Raw genomic sequence first — 18,436 nt, forward strand, 5'->3', positions numbered from 1 at the left:
CCTTCAGGGACTCTTCGTCCATGAAGGTGCCCCTCACGGGTTTTTCCGGCGTCGTGCTCGTGACCCGCGGCGACGAGATCCTGGTGTCCGAGGCGCGCGGGTTCGCGCACCGCGGCTACGGCGTCGAGAACACCGTCGGCACCCGGTTCGCGATCGCCAGCGGTACCAAGGGGTTCACCGCGCTGGTCGTCGTCGGGCTGATCGCCGAGGGACGGCTGACCCTCGACACCCGGGCGCGGGACGTCCTCGGCGGCGACCTGCCGTTGATCGACGACGCCGTGACCGTCGAGCACCTGCTGACGCACACCTCCGGCATCGGCGACTACTGCGACGAAGAGGCGGACCCGCCGCTGCAACCCCTGCTCGCCACGTCCGCCGACTACCTCGCCGCGCTCGACGGGTTCCCGCAGAGATCCTTGCCCGGCACGGAGTTCCGGTACAACAACGGCGCGTTCGCCGTCTTGGCCCTGATCGCCGAACGGATCGCGGGAAGACCTTTTCACGACCTCGTCCACGAGCGCGTCTGCGAGCCCGCCGGGATGACCGACACGGCGTTCCTCCGTTCGGACGCCCTGCCCGGCCGGACCGCCACCGGCTACCTGGAAGACGGCCGTACCAACGTGTTCAGCCTGCCGGTGGTCGGCCATGGCGACGGCGGGATCTACAGCACCGCGCCGGACATCCGGAGGTTCTGGCCCGCGTTCCTCGAGGGCCGGATCGTGCCGCGCGAGTGGGTCGGCCGGATGCTGCGCCCGCACGCGGACCGGTACGGCCTCGGCTTCTGGCTGCCATGGCCCGGCGGCGTCCGGCTCGAAGGCGGCGACTACGGCGTCACGTTCCGGAGCACACACGCCGACGGCGTCACCGCGACGCTGATCTCGAACGACCACCGCGGCGGCGGGCCGCTGCTCAGGCAGCTGGACGAGTTCTTGACGAAGCCTTGACACCCCTCACCCACCAGGGCTAACTTCGGCGAATTCAATGGTCTGGCCGCATACCTTTCAAGAGGTGCCCGATGGATGTCTCCGACCAGCAGACCACCCCCGACCACGATGACGACTCCGCACGGCTGCACCAGCTGGGCTACGCGCAGGAGCTCAAGCGGACGATGTCGGGGTTCTCGAACTTCGCCGTCTCGTTCACCATCATCTCCATCCTGTCCGGCTGCCTGACGCTCTACGGCTTCGGCATGAAGACGGGCGGCCCGGCCGCGATGATCTGGGGCTGGCCGCTGGTCGGGATCTTCGTCATCCTGGTCGGTCTCGGCATGGCCGAGGTCTGCTCCAGCTATCCGACCGCGGGCGGCCTGTACTACTGGGCGGCGCGGCTGGCGCGGAAGAACGGCCCCGCGTGGTCGTGGTTCACCGGCTGGTTCAACCTCGTCGGGCAGATCGCCGTCACCGCGGGCATCGACTTCGGGGCGGCGCTGTTCCTCAACGCGTTCCTCGACCTGCAGTGGGGCTTCTCGGCGACGCCGGGGCACACGATCCTGCTGCTCGCGATCATCCTCGTTGTGCACGGCCTGCTGAACACCTTCGGCGTCCGGATCGTCGCGATCCTCAACAACGTCAGCGTGTGGTGGCACCTCATCGGCGTGCTGGTGATCGTCGGCGTGCTGATCTTCGTGCCGGCCAAGCACCAGGACGCGTCGTTCGTCTTCGGCAGCTTCGTGAACCAGACGGGCTGGGGCTCGGCGTTCTACGTCTTCGCGCTCGGGTTGCTGGTCGCGCAGTACACGCTGACCGGCTACGACGCGTCGGCGCACATGACCGAGGAGACGAAGAGCGCGGCGACGGCCGGCCCGCGCGGCATCGTGATGTCGATCGTCGTCTCGCTCGTCGCGGGCTGGATCCTGCTGATCGGCCTGACGTTCGCGATCCAGGACTACGCCGGCGAGGTCGGCTCGGCCACCGGCGTCCCGCCCGCGCAGATCTTCATCGACGCGACCGGCGCGGTCACCGGCAAGTTCCTGCTGCTGATCTGCATCGGCGCCCAGCTGTTCTGCGGCATGGCGTCGGTGACGGCGAACTCGCGGATGATCTACGCGTTCGCCCGCGACGGCGCGATCCCGGGGTCGAAGTTCTGGCACAAGATCAACAAGCGGACGCAGACGCCGACCAACGCCGTCTGGCTCGGCGCGGGCGGCGCGCTCGTGCTGGCCCTGCCGTACCTGTGGAGCTACACGGCCTACAGCGCGGTCACGTCCATCGCCGTCGTCGGCCTGTACGTCGCGTACGTGATCCCGGTGTTCCTGCGGGTCCGGCAGGGTGACGACTTCGAGCGCGGGCCGTGGCACCTCGGGCGCTGGGGCAAGCCGGTCGGCATCATCGCGACGGTCTGGGTCGTCGTGATCTTCGTGCTGTTCATGCTGCCGCAGGCGTCGCCGGTGACGGTGGACTCGTTCAACTACACGCCGATCGCGTTCCTGGTGGTCCTCGGCGGCGCCGGCCTGTGGTGGGCGGTCTCGGCCCGGAAGTGGTTCAAGGGCCCCAAGGTCCAGGGGTCCGAAGCCGAACTCGCGGCGGTGGAACAGGAACTCAAGGAACTCGGCTGACGGTCCGTGAAGGCCACATTGAGGGACTCTGAGTCCCTCAATGTGGCCTTCACGGACTTTCCTGGTCAGGCGGTGGCTTCCCGCGCTGGGGTGGGTTCTTCGACGCGGGCATTGTGGCCGGGGCGGACCACCGTGACGGCTGTTGCGCCCAGGGCGCCGACCGCGGCGAAGGCGTAGAAGCCCCACGGGTACGCGATTCCGGCCGTCAGCAGCGCGCCGCCCAGCAGCGGGCCGGAGATCGCGCCGATCCGGCCGATGCCGGCGGACCAGCCGAGGCCGGTCGCGCGGATCGCGTCCGGGTAGATGCGGCCGATGTAGGCGTACACCAGCACCTGCGCGCTGAAGACGAAGCAGCCGGTCAGGAACACCGCCGCGTACAGCCCGACGGCCGGCAGCCGCACGCTCAGCAGGGCCAGGAACACCGCACCCGCGCAGAACCAGACGATCGCCGACGGCCGGATGCCGACGCGGTCGGCGACCCGGCCCGCCACGAGCAGGCCGACGATGCCGCCGAGGTTCAGCGTCAGCAGCAGGCTGAGCGCGGCGCCGAGCGGGTAACCGGCCTGGCGCATGATCTCCGGCAGCCAGGTGTTCAGGCCGTAGACCAGCAGCAGGCCCATGAACGACGTCACCCAGAACGCGATGGTGGCGCGCAGCAGCCCGCCGCGGAACAGGCCGGCGACGGCGTGCCCGGCCGAGCGCTCGGTCTCGCGGACCCGCTGGAACGACTCGGACTCCGGCAGGAACTTCAGCATCAGCGGGATCAGCACCACGGCCGGGAGCGCCCCGGCGACGAACATGGCGCGCCAGCCCAGCGGCGAGATCAGCACGATGGCCAGCAGCGCCGTCAGCACCGCGCCGACGTGGTAGCCGGTCATCACCGTGGTCGTCGCGCTGCCCGCCTTGCCACGGCGCGCGTACTCCGTGACCAGCGTGATGGCCGTCGGCAGGCAGCCGCCGAGGCCGAGACCGGCGACGAAGCGCAGCAGACCGAAGATGAACGTCGAGGGCGCAAAGGCGCACAAGAGCGTACACAGCGAGAACAGCGCGACCGAGATGATCAGGGACTTCCGGCGGCCGATGACGTCGGTGATCGTGCCGATCGCCAAACCGCCCAGCATCATCCCGGCCAAGCCGACGGTCGAGACGACCGACGCCGTGCCGGGCGTCAGGCCCCAGACGTGGTCGCGGAGGAGCACGGGCAGCACGGAGCCGAGCACGACGAGGTCGAACCCGTCGAGCAGAACGGCGGTCCAGGCCAGGGGCACGACCCAGGAGCGGGTGCCAGGGGACATGGGGGAACCTCCGGATGTGCGTCGGTGCACGTGATCCGCACAAGTGTGCGTAGTGCGAACAAGTATGCATATCGGACACGGCGTAATCCAGGTCACTTCCATTCACCGGAAGCCGAGCGCAAGCTCGCCACCTGAGCGAGGATCACGCGCGTGGAGATCCTGGTTCTGATGGGCGTGCTCGCCGGTTCGCTCGCGCTGACGGCGTTCGCGCGGCGCTACAACCTGTCCGCCCCGCTGCTGGTCGTGGTGGTCGCGCTCGGGGTCGCGCTGATCCCCGGCGTGCCGCGGCTCGAGCTGGAGCCGGAGCTCGTCCTCACCGTCGTGCTGCCGCCGCTGCTCTACTCGACGTCGCTCGAAAGCTCGTTGACGCACTTCAAGCGCAACCTGCGGCCGATCGTCGCGCTGGGCGTGGTGCTGGTGGCCGTCACCGCGGTGGTCGTCGCGCTGGTCGTGCACCTGCTGCTGCCGGACGTGCCGTTCGCGTCGGCGCTCGTCCTGGGCGCGGTCGTGGCGCCCCCGGACGCGGTGACGGCGGTGGCGATCGGGCGCAAGCTGGGGCTGCCGCGGCGGGTGATGAGCGTGCTGACCGGCGAAAGCCTGGTCAACGACGCCGCCGCGTTGACGCTCTACAAGGTCGCGCTCGCGGCCGTCGCCGGCACCGCGGGCTCGGCCGGGCACGGCTTCGCGGTGTTCGGCGTCGCGACCGTGCTGGGCATCGCGGTCGGGCTGGCGATCGGCGCGCTCGTCGTCGGGATCCGGCGGCTGCTCGACGACCCGCTGCTGGAGTCGGCGTTCGGGATCATCGTGCCGTTCGGCGCGTACGTCACCGCCGAGCACCTGCACCCGTTCGGCGAGGAGTTCAGCGGCTCGGGCGTGCTCGCCGTCGTCGCCGCGGGGCTCTACCTCGGCCACCGATCGCTCTACGCGTCACCAGCGACCCGGATGCAGGATAGATCCGTCTGGGCGTCGATCGACGTCCTGCTGGAGGCGCTGGTGTTCGCGCTGATGGGCCTGCAGCTGCCGTTCGTGCTCGACGGCGCCGCGCACGCGGCCCGCGACAACGGCACCCTCGCGCTGGTGGCGCTGGCCGTGCTCGCGGCGACGATGCTGGTGCGGATCCCGGCGGTGGCGCTGTTCGCGTACCTGCCGAAGACGTTGCGGCTGTTCGGGCGGGTCCGCCGGGCGCCGGACTGGCAGACGATCGCGGTGATCTCGTGGACCGGCATGCGCGGCGTCGTCACGCTCGCGGCCGCGGCCGGCGTCCCGGCCGACACGCCGGGCCGGGAGGAGATCCAGCTGTTCGCGTTCGCGGTGGCGATCGGCACGGTGCTCATCCAGGGGCTCACCCTGCCGCCGCTGATCCGGGTGCTGAAGGTGGGCGATCCGGAGGAGGCGGCCCACGACGAGGCCGAGGAGCTCGCGGCCCGCGAGGTCGCGCAGAAGGCGGCGCACGAGCGGCTGCGCGAAATCAGCCGTGACCGGCTCGCCGAGCTGGACCTGCCGCCGGAGAAGATCCAGCGGCTGCGCGAGCGTCTCGAACGGCTCGTCGACACGCGCTACCGGTTCGCGAAGGCGGCGATCACGCTGTCCGGCGAGGACCGCTCCGGCAGCCCGCACGCGCAATTCGCCAAGGCCCGGCGCGAGCTGCTGATCACCCAGCGCAAGGCGATGATCGAGGAGAACCGCGCCGGCCGGCTCGACGACGAGATCCTCGGGAAGATGCTGCGCGAGCTGGACCTGGAGGAACTGTCGGTGTCGACGACCCTCACGAACCGATTGAGCTGATGACCTCCCAGGTCCGTCGCCGCTCTTCGGACGAGCGGATGCCGGTCTGCGACACGAGGACGTCGGTCGCGCCGGCGTCGTAGTACCGCTGAAGCCCGGCCAGGACGGTCTTCTCGTCACCGATGATCGCCAGGTCCGCCGGATGATCGACGCCTTCCGCGGCCAGGATCCGTTGATACGACGGGATCTGCGCGTAGAACCCCATCTGTTCGACGGCGAGGGCGCGCACGGCGTCCGGGTCGTCGGTGACGATCGCGGGCACGGCGGCGAGGATCCGCTTGCCACTGGGCAGGTGCGGCACGATCTGTTCGGCCAGCGCCCGCGGCCCGGCGAGGAACGGCAGTGTTCCGTCGGCCAGCTCCCCGGTGACCCGCAGGGCCTGCGGCCCCATGGCCGCGACGATGATCGGCACGTCACCGCCCACAGTGGACAGTCCCGGCGCGTGCGCCTGGACGGTCTCCCCGGCAAAGTCGACTTCCTCCCCGGCGAAGACCTTCCTGAGCACCGTCAGGTACTCGCGCAGGTGCTTGATCGGCGGCGGGTACTCGACGCCGTAGACGGGCCCGAGGAACCCCTTCGACCCGAGCCCGACACCGAGGGTGAACCGCCCGTGGGTGGCGGCGTGCGCGGTCTGCGCCGCGTTCGCGACCACCAGCGGGTGCCGCGGGTAGATGGGCACGACGGAGGTGCCGACCTCGAGCCCGGGATTCTCCCGCCCCGCGAGGGCGGCGACGGTGATGGCGTCCTGGCTGAGCGGAAGCTGCGAGAACCAGACGGACCCGAGCCCGGCATCGGCGGCTTGTCTCGCCTGGTCCAGGAGTTCGTCGACGAGGTTGGGCGCGGAGGCGGTGTCGCCGGCGGGAAGCGTGACTCCGATGGTCATGATCCCGACGCTAGCGCGTGGTGCCACCGGTTTCCGGCTTCCCAGCGCGTGGGAGGCGGAGTTGTCCACAACGGGTTCGGTTGTCCACAGATTTCGGTCGGCGCCGTTTTCGCGCCCGGGGTGCCGATACGCTGGAGGCGGGACCGGCCCCCCAGGGAAGGGCGGGGTGCGTCTCGGCGGCGGAATGGCCGTGGTGGTCCGGAAGTCGTGTCGCGCGAGCCGAACCCGCAGCCCCGAACGCGAGAAGGCACACCACCGCGCCATGTTCCCCGCCTCAGCCGGGCAGGCAAGCGCTTCCGCATCCCGGGAACCGGTTCTCCCAGCGCGTGGGAAGTCGGGCGAACTGTTCGGAAATCGCCCACCCTTGGCGAGATCCCGATCACCATCCTCAGGAGATCCCATGTCGCTGACCGACGTCATCGACGGCACTCGCAAGGCCGTCGACGCCGACCCGCACAACGCCGCCGTGTCCTTCAGCGTGGACCACACCCTGAAGCCCGGCACCAGGACCGAAGTCGCGGTCAAGGTGCGGGACCACGAGTTCACCGTCGACGAGCCGCCCGCGCTCGGCGGGACCGACCAGGCCGCGAACCCCGTCGAGTTCGCGCTCGCCGCCCTCGGGTCGTGCCAGGTGATCACGTACCAGTTCTGGGCGGCCAAGCGCGGGATCCCGATCGACTCGATCAAGGTCACCGTCGACGGTGACCTCGACCTCCACGGCTTCTTCGGCTTCTCGCTCAACACCCGCCCCGGTTTCGGGGACGTCCGGGTGTCCGTCGAGCTCGAAGGGCCGGCGAGCCGGGAGCGCTACGAAGACCTCAAGCGCGAGGTCGACGAGCACTGCCCGGTGCTCGACCTGTTCCGCAACGAGACGCCGGTCAGCACGAAACTGACCTAGACGAACTGGTGCCGCACGATCGTCTGGTCGCGGCCCGGGCCGACGCCGATTGCCGAGATCCGGGCGCCCGACAGCTCTTCCAGGCGCTCGACGTACGCGCGGGCGTTCGCGGGCAGCTCCTCGAACGTGCGGCACGCCGAGATGTCCTCGAACCAGCCCGGGTGCTCTTCGTAGATGGGGATCGCGTGGTGCACGTCGGTCTGCGTCATCGGCATGTCCTGCGTGCGGAAGCCGTCGACCTCGTACCCCACGCACACCGGCACCTTCTCCAGCCCGGACAGCACGTCCAGCTTGGTGAGGAAGTAGTCGGTGATGCCGTTGACGCGGACCGCGTAGCGCGCGATCACCGCGTCGAACCAGCCGGTGCGCCGCGAACGCCCGGTGGTGACACCGAACTCGCCGCCCTGCTTGCGCAGGTACTCACCGGACTCGTCGTTCAGCTCGGTCGGGAACGGGCCGGAGCCGACGCGCGTGGTGTAGGCCTTGAGGATGCCGAGCACCGTGCCGATCCGGCCCGGGCCGATGCCCGAACCGGCGCTCGCGCCGCCGGACGTCGGGTTCGACGACGTCACGAACGGGTAGGTGCCGTGGTCGACGTCGAGCAGCGTGCCCTGTGAGCCCTCGAGCAGCACGGTTTCGCCGCGCTCGAGCGCCTGGTTGAGCTGCAGGCGCGTGTCGGCGATGCGGTGCGCGAACTTCTCGCCCGCGGCCAGCACCTCGTCGGCGACCTGGTCGGCCTCCAGCGCCTTGCGGTTGTAGACCTTCACCAGCACCTGGTTCTTGAACTCCAGCGCGGCTTCGACCTTCTGGCGGAAGATCTTCTCGTCGAGCAGGTCCTGCACGCGGACGCCGACGCGGGCGATCTTGTCCTGGTAGCACGGGCCGATGCCGCGGCCGGTGGTGCCGATCTTGCGGCTGCCCAGGTAGCGCTCGGTGACCTTGTCGATGGCCACGTGGTACGGCATGATCAAGTGCGCGTCGGCGGAGATCAGCAGCTTGGACGTGTCGACGTCCCGCGCTTCCAGTCCGGACAGCTCCTCCAGCAGCACACCCGGATCGACGACCACGCCGTTGCCGATGACGTTGGTCACGCCGGGGGTGAGGATGCCGGAGGGGATGAGGTGCAGGGCGAAGTTCTCGCCGTTCGGCAGGACGACCGTGTGACCGGCGTTGTTGCCACCCTGGTAGCGGACGACCCACTGGACGCGGTCACCCATCAGGTCGGTGGCCTTGCCCTTGCCTTCGTCTCCCCATTGGGCACCGATGAGCACGATGGCCGGCATGTGACACTCCAAGGTGTTCGACGACGTGAGGTTTAGTGTCCGGGGCGGACACCGGTGGCGCTGGTAAATGCCGGTGCATGACTGTAACGGAGGACCCGCGGGTGCGCGGAATAGTGGTGGCCTGTGGCGCGGACGCGGCGGGCTTCGAAGAGGTCGATGACGTCGAATCGATCCGCGTGCCGAGCCGTCCCGGCAAGGCGGAAATCGACCCCTTGCTGGGCGAACACGATCACCTGGTGGTGTCGGGCACCGACGCCGATTTCGCGGCGGTAGTGCTGCGGCTGGTGCGCAAGGACGCGATCTCCGGCGTGTCGGTCGGGTTCGTGCCGTCGTCGCCGGAGTCGTCGGTCGCCGCGCTCTGGGGGCTGCCGCTCAACCCGCTGAAGGCGGTCGCGCTGGCCCTGCGCGGCGAGGTCGACCCGGTGCCGCTGATCCGCGACGACGTCGGCGGCGTACTCGTCGGGCGCGGGCTGCTGCGGATGGTGCGCGGGGTCGCCTACTGCGACGAGCAGGTCGCGCTGCGCGGGGCGGCCGCGTCGATCGAGGTGACGCCGGACCCGGGCGGGCCCGGGATGGCCGTGCGCGTGGTGAAGGGGACCGTCTTCAAGCGCCCGACGACGCTGTACTCGCGCGCGTTCCAGATCGGCTGCATCCCGACGCGCCCTGTGAGCGACGACGTCGTGCACGAACGCGCGGTGAACAAGTGGACCTGGTACCGGCACACGGAGGATCTGCGGCTCGTCCGTGGTGCGGTCTGACCTGCGAGTTTCACTCAGAAGTGCGGAACCGGACACGCTGTGTTCGGAAACGGGCAGCAACATGTCACCTATACGTGTTGCACTCGCCACACAGGTGTATCAGGGTTAGCTGTCCCCACACCTGACATGGAGGCAGCAATATGCCAACCAGGCGTGCTGTTCGTCATTCCTTGACTGTCCTCGCCGCGGCCGCGGTCTTCTCCGGGACGCTGGTCAGCGTCGCCGAGGCCACCCCGCCGGGCATCCCGTCGACCACGACGGCGAAGTCCGAGCTGGCGTCCCTGACCGTCAAGGCCGACGGGTCCCAGACCGGCTACAGCCGCGACAAGTTCCCGCACTGGATCCAGCAGGGCAGCAACTGCGACACCCGTGAGGTCGTGCTCAAGCGCGACGGCACGAACGTGCAGACCAACTCGAGCTGCACCGCGACGTCCGGCAGCTGGTTCAGCCCGTACGACGGCGAGACCTGGACCGCCGCGTCCGATGTGGACATCGACCACGTGGTGCCGCTGGCCGACGCGTGGCGCACCGGCGCGTCGTCGTGGACGACGGCCCAGCGCCAGGCGTACGCGAACGACCTGACCGACCCGCAGCTGATCGCCGTGACGGACAACGTCAACCAGGAGAAGGGCGACAAGTCGCCCGACCAGTGGAAGCCGCCGCTCACCAGCTATTGGTGCACCTACGCGAAGATGTGGGTCGCGGTGAAGACCAAGTTCTCGCTGACGATCAACACCGCGGAGAAGTCCGCCCTGACGGACATGCTCGGCCGCTGCTGATCGCGGGCGCTTAGTCAAGGGGCATTCGTTGCGGTGCCAGGGAATGGGACCGCGGTTCGCTCTGTGGGACGGCCTTCAGCGCGTGGTTAGCGTCGCTCATCGAAGACGCAACCACTCCCGCTGGAGGCCGTCCGGTGTCCCCACTCTCCCGTGCCCGCAACGCCGCGGCCCTGCTCACCCTGCCCCTGCTGCTGACCGCGTGCGCCGCCGCCGGCACCGAACAGGCCGCCTCCGGTCCGCCGAAACCCGGCGGCACGCTCCGGCTCGGCATCTCGTCCGCGCCCGACTGCATCGACCCGCAGCAGACCGCCACGAACGCGTCCATCAACGTCGCGCGCCAGCTGGTCGACTCGCTGACCGACCAGGACCCGAAGACCGGTGAGATCAAGCCGTGGCTGGCCGAGAAGTGGGAGAGCAACGCCGATTCGACGGCGTTCACCTTCCGCCTGCGCGCCGGCGCGACCTTCTCCGACGGCTCGCCCGTCGACGCCGCCGCGGTCAAGGCCAGCTTCGACGGCATCAAGGCCCTCGGCACGAAGGCCCAGCTCGGCTTCGGCTACCTCGCGGCCTACAAGAGCACGACGGTCGTCGATCCGCAGACGGCGCGCCTCGAGTTCTCCGCGCCCAGCGCCCAGTTCCTGCAGGCCAGCTCGACGGTTTCGCTCGGCGTCCTGGCGCCCGCCGCGTTCCAGAGGACGCCGGAACAGCGTTGCCAGGGCAACGGCCTGCTCGGCTCCGGGCCGTTCGTCTTCGAGAGCCTGAAGCAGAACCAGGAGATCGTGCTGGCCAAGCGCAAGGGCTACACCTGGGGCTCGTCGCTGTTCAAGCACCAGGGTGAGGCCTACCTCGACAAGATCGACTACAAGATCGTGCCGGAGCCCGGCGTCCGCACCGGCAGCCTCGCCTCCGGCCAGCTCGACGCGATCACCGACGTCCAGCCGGTCGACGAGCCGCAGTTCACGAGCAACGGCTTCACCGAGAACATCCGGCCGAACCCCGGCGTCGTGTTCAACCTGCACGCGAACACCACCCGCGGCGTGCTCACCGACGAGAAGGTGCGCCAGGCCGTGCTCAAGGGCGTCGACCGCACCGAGGTCGTGAACACCGTGCTGACGCCCAGCTACAAGGCGGCCACCAGCATCCTGGGCTCGGCGACGCCGTTGCACAGCGACCTGTCCGCCCAGCTCGCCTTCGACCGCAACGGCGCCGCGGCGCTGCTGGACGGCGACGGCTGGGTGCCCGGGCCCGACGGCATCCGCACCAAGAACGGCCAAAAACTGAGTGCGGCCGTCGTGTTCTCGCCGGTGTTCAACCAGAACCGCAGCGTGCTGGAGCTGATCCAGCAGCAGCTGCGCAAGATCGGCTTCGACCTCAAGATCGAGCAGCACACCAACGCCGAGACCACCCAGATCCAGCTCGCCGGGAACTACGACTTCCTCTGGTACAACGTGACCCGCGCCGACCCGGACATCCTGCGCGGCCAGTTCTCCACGAAGTCCGGCAACCGCAGCCGGCTCACGCCGGGCAACCCGCTCGACGTCGCCCTGGACGCCCAGTCGTCCACTGTGGACAAAGCCAAGCGCGAGCCGGCCGCCGACGAGGCGCAGAAGCTGATCGTCGACCACGCCTACGCGATCCCGGTGTTCGAGCTGACCCAGGTCGTCGCGCAGAGCGCCAAGGCGCACGCCGTCGACTTCGAGGCGTCGTCACGGCTGCAGCTGTTCGACGCGTGGCTGTCGTGAGGAACTACCTGCTCCGCCGGGTCGCGCAAGCGGTCTTCGTGCTGTGGGCGGCGTTCACGCTGTCGTTCCTGATCCTCTACCTGCTGCCGGGGGACGCCGTTTCGGCGAAGCTCGCCGGCGGGGAGGCCGGGTCGTCGACGACGCCGGAGCAGCTCGCCGCGGCCCGCGCGGAGTACGGCCTGGACTCGCCGCTGCCGGTCCAGTACCTGAAACGGCTGGTCTCGGCGCTGCACGGCGACTTCGGCCGCAGTGTCGCGACCGGTGACGACGCCACGCACATGGTCGTCACGGCGTTGCCGCCGACGCTCGCGGTGACGAGCCTGGCGCTGGTGTTCGCGGTGGTGTTCGGCGGCGGCTCGGCGTTCCTCGGGACGTTCACCCGGTTCCGCTGGCTGCGCCAAGCGCTGCTGTCCCTGCCGTCGCTGGCCATCTCGCTGCCGCCGTTCTGGGTCGGGCTGCTGCTGATCCAGTTCTTCTCGTTCCGGCTGCGGCTGCTGCCCGCGCTGGGCACGCAGGGCTTCGCGGCGCTGATCCTGCCCGCGATCACGCTCGCCCTGCCGACCGGCGCGATCATCGGCCAGGTGCTGGCGAAGAGCCTGGCCACGCAGCAGGAGCAGCCGTACGCCGAGATCGCCGCGGCCAAGGGCGCGAGCCGCTGGCGCGTCCACTTCGGACACCTGCTGCGCAACGCCGCCGTGCCGACGCTGACCGTCGCCGGTGTGGTGGCGGGCAACCTGGTGGCCGGTTCGGTGATCACCGAGACGGTGTTCTCGCGCGACGGTGTCGGCCGGGTCACCGCGGCCGCCGTCACCGCCCAGGACGTCCCGGTGGTGCAAGCGGTGATCGTGCTGGCCGCGCTGGTGTTCGTGGTGCTCAACCTGATCGTCGACCTGCTCTACCCGCTGCTCGATCCGCGGATCGCGCGTACCCCCGAGGCGGTGGCCCGTGGTTGACCTCGCCACCAAGCGGCACTTTCACGTGAAAGTGCCGCCCGGGCTCGTGATCGCCGTCGTGGTGCTGGCGTTCGTGCTGCTCGCCGCCTTCGTCCCCGGGCTGCTGACCGGCTACGACCCGATCACCGGCGTCCCGGCCGAGCGGCTGCAGGGGCCGTCGCTGCACCACCTGTTCGGCACCGACGAGACCGGCCGCGACGTCTACGCGCGGGTGATCCACGGCGCGTCGCTCTCGCTGCGCGCCACCGCGATCGCCGTGCTGACGGCGTTGATCGCGGGCTCGGCACTGGGCCTGCTCGCCGGGTTCCGCGGCGGCTGGGCGGACACCGTGATCATGCGGATCGTCGACGTCTTCCTGGCCATCCCGCCGATCCTGCTGTCGCTGGCCCTGGTCACGGCGCTGGGCTTCGGCACGACGAACGTCGCGATCGCCGTCGGCATCGCGAACCTCGCGTCCTTCGCGCGGGTCATGCGCGCGGAGGTGCTTCGCGTGCGAAGCGGCGTGTTCGTCGAAGCCGCGCGAGCCAGCGGAGTGCGCTGGTCCGGCGTGCTGCTGCGGCACGTCCTGCCGAACGCGGCGGGCCCGGTGCTCGCGCTGGCGACGCTCACCCTCGGCACGGCCGTGCTCGAGGTGTCGGCGCTGAGCTTCCTCGGGTTCGGCGCGACCCCGCCGACGCCGGAGTGGGGCTCGCTGGTCGCCGGCGGCCGCAGTTTCCTGGCCACGGCCTGGTGGATGACGACGTTCCCGGGATTGACGGTCGCGGCGGTGGTCCTGTCCGCGAACCGGCTGTCCCGCGCTTTCGACGGAGGCGAACGATGACCCTGCTGCGCATCTCCCGGCTCGCGGTGTCGTACCGGAAGGTCCCGGCGGTCCGTGACGTCGGCCTGGACGTCGCCGCGGGTGAGGTGGTCGCCGTCGTCGGGGAATCCGGCTCGGGCAAGTCGACCACGGCGCACGCGGCGATCGGCCTGCTGCCCCGCGGCGGCCGCGTCGACGGCGGCTCGATCACCTTCGACGGCCGGGACCTGCTTTCCCTGTCGGACAAGCAGTGGCGCGGGGTGCGCGGGCGCGAGATCGCGCTGGTGCCGCAGGACCCCGCGGTGTCGCTGAACCCGGTGCACCGGGTCGGCGACCAGGTCGCGGAGGTGCTGAAGATCCACGGCCTCGCGGACCGGCGTGGTGCCGCGCTGCAGGCCATCGAGCTGCTCGAACGCGCGGGCGTGCCGCAACCGGAGCTGCGGGCGAAGCAGTACCCGCACCAGCTGTCGGGCGGGCTGCGGCAGCGCGTGCTGATCGCGTCGGCGCTGGCCGGACGGCCGAAGCTGATCATCGCGGACGAGCCGACCAGCGCTCTCGACGTCACGGTGCAGCGCCGGATCCTCGACCACCTGACGTCGCTGGCTCTGGAAACGGGAACGGCGATCCTGCTGATCACGCACGACCTCGGCGTCGCGGCCGACCGGGCGTCGCGGATCGTGGTGCTCTCGCAGGGTTCGGTCGTCGAAGAGGGTTCCTCGGTCGTCAGCGCGCCGACGCACCCGTACACGCAGCAGCTGTTGGCGGCGGCACCGAGCATGACGAGCGCCACCCGACCGCCCGCGCCGCCCGCCGAGCCGCTGGTTTCCGTCCGGGACCTCGCGAAGACGTTCGACGGCGGCATCCGCGCGGTCGACGGGATCTCGTTCGACATCCCGCGCGGCCAGACGCTGGCGCTGGTGGGCGAGTCGGGCTCGGGCAAGTCGACGACGGCCCGCATGGTGCTCCGGCTGGAAACGCCCTCGGCGGGTTCGGTGGAGTTCGACGGCCAGGACATCACCGCGTTGTCCGGCAACGAACTGCGCAGGCTGCGGCGGCGGATGCAGATCGTCTACCAGAACCCGTACGCGTCGCTGAACCCGAAGTTCTCGATCGAGGACGTCGTCGCGGAGCCGCTGCGGGCGTTCGGGCTGCCGCGCACGCGGGTCCCGGAGCTGCTGGAACAGGTGGCGCTGCCCGCGTCGATGGCCCGGCGGAAGCCGGCGGAGCTGTCGGGCGGCCAGCGGCAGCGGGTGGCGATCGCGCGCGCGTTGGCGCTGCGGCCGGACCTGGTGGTGTGCGACGAGCCGGTGTCGGCGCTGGACGTCTCGGTGCAGGCGCAGATCCTGCAGCTGCTGGCGGAACTGCAGTCGGAGCTGGGGCTGTCGTACCTGTTCATCTCGCACGACCTGGCGGTGGTCCGGCAGCTCGCGGACCAGGTCGGCGTGCTGCGGGCGGGCGCGCTGGTCGAGCTGGGCCCGGCGTCGCGGGTGCTGCACGAGCCGCAGGCGGAGTACACGAAGGAACTGCTGGCCGCGATCCCCGGCCGTTCGGTCCAGGAGGTCTGAGCCGCCCGGTCGTGCCGGGCCGACCAGTACGCTCGGGTGGGTGCGAATCCTCTTCTCGTGCCGCCCGGCGTACGGCCACCTCTTTCCCCTGCTCCCGCTGGCGAACGCGGCGAAAGCGGCGGGGCACGACGTCGTGTTCGGCACCGGGGAGAAATTCCTCGAGACCGTACGTGATCTCGGGTTCGAGGCCCGCCGGGCCGGGATCTCCATCGGTGACGCCGAAGCCGAGGCCAAGCGGCGCCACGGTGAGGACGCCGGTTTCGCCGAGGTCGGTATCACGATGTTCGCCGAGCTGCTGCCGTTGGCGCTCCTTGACGACCTGACGCCGCTGCTCACGGAGCTGCGGCCGGACCTGGTGGTCTACGAGCAGAGTGACGTCGGCGCCGGGGTCGCGGCCCGGCGCGCGGGCGTCCCCGCCGTCTCCGTCGTGATCGGCCGGTCGATGCCGCCGGAGCTGCTGGCCCTCGCCGCCGAACGGCTGGCGCCGCTCTGGGGCACGCTGCCCGCGGACGCCATGTTCGGCGACGCGTGCGTCGACGTCTGGCCCGACAGCGTCCGCGACCCGGGCACCGCCGCCGTGCCGAAGGTGTTCCGGATGCGCCCGACGCCGTTCGACCCCGACGTCCCGCTGCCGCCCCTCCCAGCCGATGGCTTCGTCTACCTGACCCTCGGCACGGTCGTCTTCGGCGCGACGCAGGTCCTGCGCGGCGCGCTGCACGCGCTGGCCCGCCTGCCGGTCGACGTCCTGGTGGCGCTCGGCCCCGGCGATCCCGCGCTGCTGGGCGAGCTGCCGCCCCGGGTGCGGGCGGCCGGGTTCGTGCCGCAGGCCACGGTGCTGAAGCACGCGGGCCTGGTGGTGCACCACGGTGGCACCGGCACCGTGCTCGCTTCGCTGGCCGCCGGCCTGCCGCAGCTGGTGCTGCCCCAGGGCGCCGACCAGTTCGTCAACGCGGAGACGCTGACGGCGCTGGGCGCGGCGAAGTCCCTGGTGGGCGAGGCCATCCGGATGGACGCGATCGAGACGTCGGCCCGCGAGCTGCTGGACGACCCGAAGCCGCGCGAGGTCGCCGAAGGCGTCGCAAGGGAGATCGCCGCGATGCCTGCGCCGGAGCAGGTGCTCGAAGAGCTCGTCAGCTGGGCGGGCTGACCAGCGCCAGGATCTCCCGCGCCACCGCGTCGTTCTGGCGGAACGACGACGCGTTCGTGCGTGGCCGGGTGAAGGCCGCCGCCGAGCGGGCGCTCGTGTGCGGGCCCACCGCGAAGCGGTGCGTGTGCGGGGTGCCGGTGCCGTCGAGCAGTCGGGAGTCCGAGACGCGGGTGTGGATCCGGCCCGACGGCAGGAGAACGCCGGTTTCCGGGTCCGCCACCGTCTCCTCGGCGAGCTGGCCCGTGTCCCGCAGCTGCCGCAGCAGGCCGTCCGCCGCCCGCGTGACGCTGGGGCCCGGCAGGCGCGCCTCGATCAGCGTGCGTGCTGCGATCTCACCCGGGTAGCTGGCGCCGGACGCCACGAAAACGCCGCGCGCGGCGTCGGCCGTCACGCGCATTTCCGCGCCCGCGAACGAAACCACCCCGGCCTCGTGCAGCGCGAGCAGCTCCTCCAGCCGGCGCGGCGGCGGACCGCTGGCGTAGTAGGAGAAGAACCCGTGGAACCAGCCGTCCATATCGGACACTTGAGAGGCAGCGTTCAACCGTCGCTTTTGGACCAGCGCCGGCATCTGCCCGTACACCGAAAGCAGCGCCATGAACGCGCCGAGGTCGGCGCTGAACGTCTGGTCGGCGCGGCGCGCCAGGTCACCTTCGATGTATTCGCGCAGCTCCTTGCCGAACTCCTCCGGCGTGCCGAACTCGCGGCCCGCCATCGGCCGGTCCAGCGCGTCGAGGTCGAGGCGGTCCTCCTCGGCGGGCACGGCCCGCTCGACGAGGTCCCGCATCCCCGGCGAACCCCAGGCCAGGTCGGCGAAGGCGTCGGCGAACACGGCGAAGTCCAGCCGCACCCGGTCCGGGTGGCCGGTGAACAGCTCGCTGTAGTAGCCCCAGGCCAGCTCCTTGGCGATCCGCGGCCAGACGTCGGCGCGGAAGTCGAGCGCGCCCGGCGTCCCGGCCAGTTCGTCGATGGCGTAGGCGTCGAAGAACCTGGGCAGCCGCAACGGTTTCCCGCACAGCCGGTAGCCGATCTTCGCGTGGTAGGGCACCCCGCGTCGCGAGCCGACGTGCAGCACCGGCTCGTGGCCGCTCGGGTGGTAGCGCAGGCCGCCGCCGTCCAGCTCCTCGAAGCGGCCGCCGCGGCCTTCGGTCAGCAGCAGCATCAGGTCGACGAACGCCAGCCCGAACCCGCGCACCAGCACGGTTTCCCCCGGTTCGACGCCGGAGTAGTCGACGTCGGCGGTGTAGCCGGCCGGGTAGTAGGCCAGCCCGTGCCGCCCGGCGAACGACGCCAGCTCACGCTCCCACTCGTCCGGTTCCGCGTCGAGGTGCCCGACCGTGAACACGACGGCGTCCGCGGTCAGCTCCGTACCGTCCGACAGCCGGACGAGCGAGCCGTCGACGTCCACCGCCCGCGCCGCGTGTTCGACGACGGTGATGCCCTCGGGCAGGTCACCGAGGATCTTCCGGTACACCCAGGTCAGGTACGCGCTCTGCAGCCGCCGCGTCGGGAAGTGGAAGGCGTCCAGCGCGGTCAGCTCGGTCACGACGTCCGGCGGCACCTCGGCCTCGAGCGAGCCGTCACGCACCTTCTTCGCCCACTCCAGCAGCGACGGCCCCGGCAGGATCGGGCCCGCCATCTTCACCGAGTCGTCGGTGAACATCGTGACGTCCTCGGGCATGGAGTTCATCCGCAGCAACGGCGACTGGTCGTAGCGCCACACCCGGCCCGGCCCCGGCGGGAACGGGTCGATCAGGTGGACGTCGAGGCGCCGGCCGCCGAGCAGCTCGGCGGCGTTCGCGCCGAGCCGTTCGAGGACGCCGACCCCGCGGGGTCCGGCGCCCACGACGGCGAGTGTGAACGGCGCTGGATCGGCCACGCGTTCGAAGCTACGCCGGAGCCGGAGGCCCGGACGTCCTTCCCACACTCCGGAATTCCGCGTGCGTACGACCGGAAGCCCCGCGCTGTTCCACCCTGCGGACGCCGTTGCCGCGCGGG

Annotated in this window: 15 protein-coding genes; 11 read left to right on the forward strand and 4 right to left on the reverse strand. The window is 70.7% G+C overall.

Annotation, left to right across the window (positions count from 1 at the left end; translation table 11 throughout):
* Window positions 1-20 precede the first annotated feature (20 nt).
* Together VA596_RS08415 and VA596_RS08420 are read left to right on the forward strand one after the other, a co-directional pair.
* Window positions 21-944, forward strand: coding sequence for a serine hydrolase domain-containing protein (locus tag VA596_RS08415; RefSeq protein WP_323324751.1), 924 nt, complete (start codon window positions 21-23; stop codon window positions 942-944).
* Window positions 945-1,015: 71 nt separating this feature from the next.
* On the forward strand, window positions 1,016-2,554 hold the full coding sequence (locus tag VA596_RS08420) for an amino acid permease (protein WP_323324752.1): 1,539 nt from the start codon (window positions 1,016-1,018) through the stop codon (window positions 2,552-2,554).
* 65 nt (window positions 2,555-2,619) lie between these two features.
* Here VA596_RS08420 and VA596_RS08425 read toward each other — a convergent pair whose 3' ends face one another.
* A complete protein-coding gene (locus tag VA596_RS08425) occupies window positions 2,620-3,849 on the reverse strand; it encodes an MFS transporter (RefSeq protein ID WP_323324753.1) in 1,230 nt (409 codons plus the stop codon).
* A gap of 150 nt (window positions 3,850-3,999) precedes the next feature.
* Between VA596_RS08425 and VA596_RS08430 the strand changes: the two genes are divergently transcribed.
* Entirely contained in the window at window positions 4,000-5,634 is a 1,635-nt protein-coding gene (locus VA596_RS08430; RefSeq protein WP_323324754.1) for a cation:proton antiporter, read from the forward strand.
* Here the strand turns inward: VA596_RS08430 and VA596_RS08435 are convergent.
* The gene (locus VA596_RS08435; RefSeq protein WP_323324755.1) at window positions 5,615-6,517 is read right to left on the reverse strand and encodes a TIGR03564 family F420-dependent LLM class oxidoreductase; all 903 of its coding nucleotides are present in this window, start codon (window positions 6,515-6,517) and stop codon (window positions 5,615-5,617) included. The genes VA596_RS08430 and VA596_RS08435 overlap by 20 nt on opposite strands.
* A 400-nt stretch (window positions 6,518-6,917) precedes the next feature.
* On the opposite strand from VA596_RS08435, the gene VA596_RS08440 reads away from it, so the two are divergent.
* Window positions 6,918-7,415, forward strand: a complete 498-nt coding sequence (locus VA596_RS08440) for an OsmC family protein (RefSeq protein ID WP_323324756.1) — start codon at window positions 6,918-6,920, stop codon at window positions 7,413-7,415.
* Here the strand turns inward: VA596_RS08440 and VA596_RS08445 are convergent.
* Window positions 7,412-8,698 (reverse strand): adenylosuccinate synthase, encoded by a 1,287-nt coding sequence (locus VA596_RS08445; RefSeq protein WP_323324757.1) that lies wholly within the window; start codon window positions 8,696-8,698, stop codon window positions 7,412-7,414. The two genes, VA596_RS08440 and VA596_RS08445, sit on opposite strands and share 4 nt — an antisense overlap.
* Window positions 8,699-8,811: 113 nt before the next feature.
* On the opposite strand from VA596_RS08445, the gene VA596_RS08450 reads away from it, so the two are divergent.
* The 7 genes from VA596_RS08450 (at window position 8,812) to VA596_RS08480 (ending at window position 16,441) form a co-directional block, all read left to right on the forward strand.
* Window positions 8,812-9,456 (forward strand): hypothetical protein, encoded by a 645-nt coding sequence (locus VA596_RS08450; protein ID WP_323325721.1) that lies wholly within the window; start codon window positions 8,812-8,814, stop codon window positions 9,454-9,456.
* 140 nt (window positions 9,457-9,596) lie between these two features.
* Window positions 9,597-10,235 (forward strand): HNH endonuclease family protein, encoded by a 639-nt coding sequence (locus tag VA596_RS08455; RefSeq protein WP_323324758.1) that lies wholly within the window; start codon window positions 9,597-9,599, stop codon window positions 10,233-10,235.
* Window positions 10,236-10,369: 134 nt separating this feature from the next.
* Window positions 10,370-11,977, forward strand: coding sequence for an ABC transporter substrate-binding protein (locus VA596_RS08460; RefSeq protein WP_323324759.1), 1,608 nt, complete (start codon window positions 10,370-10,372; stop codon window positions 11,975-11,977).
* The gene (locus VA596_RS08465; RefSeq protein WP_323325723.1) at window positions 11,974-12,930 is read left to right on the forward strand and encodes an ABC transporter permease; all 957 of its coding nucleotides are present in this window, start codon (window positions 11,974-11,976) and stop codon (window positions 12,928-12,930) included. Before VA596_RS08460 ends, VA596_RS08465 begins: the two co-directional genes overlap by 4 nt.
* A complete protein-coding gene (locus VA596_RS08470; RefSeq protein ID WP_323324760.1) occupies window positions 12,923-13,750 on the forward strand; it encodes an ABC transporter permease in 828 nt (275 codons plus the stop codon). Before VA596_RS08465 ends, VA596_RS08470 begins: the two co-directional genes overlap by 8 nt.
* Window positions 13,747-15,294 carry an ABC transporter ATP-binding protein gene (locus tag VA596_RS08475; RefSeq protein WP_323324761.1) on the forward strand — a complete coding sequence of 516 codons (1,548 nt, stop codon included), beginning with the start codon at window positions 13,747-13,749 and terminating at the stop codon, window positions 15,292-15,294. Before VA596_RS08470 ends, VA596_RS08475 begins: the two co-directional genes overlap by 4 nt.
* A gap of 40 nt (window positions 15,295-15,334) precedes the next feature.
* Window positions 15,335-16,441 carry a glycosyltransferase gene (locus tag VA596_RS08480; protein WP_323324762.1) on the forward strand — a complete coding sequence of 369 codons (1,107 nt, stop codon included), beginning with the start codon at window positions 15,335-15,337 and terminating at the stop codon, window positions 16,439-16,441.
* Here the strand turns inward: VA596_RS08480 and VA596_RS08485 are convergent.
* Window positions 16,425-18,317 carry an FAD/NAD(P)-binding protein gene (locus VA596_RS08485; protein ID WP_323324763.1) on the reverse strand — a complete coding sequence of 631 codons (1,893 nt, stop codon included), beginning with the start codon at window positions 18,315-18,317 and terminating at the stop codon, window positions 16,425-16,427. The two genes, VA596_RS08480 and VA596_RS08485, sit on opposite strands and share 17 nt — an antisense overlap.
* Window positions 18,318-18,436: the final 119 nt, after the last annotated feature.

The organism is Amycolatopsis heterodermiae (assembly GCF_034929455.1).
GTDB classification, from domain to species: Bacteria; Actinomycetota; Actinomycetes; order Mycobacteriales; family Pseudonocardiaceae; genus Amycolatopsis; species Amycolatopsis heterodermiae.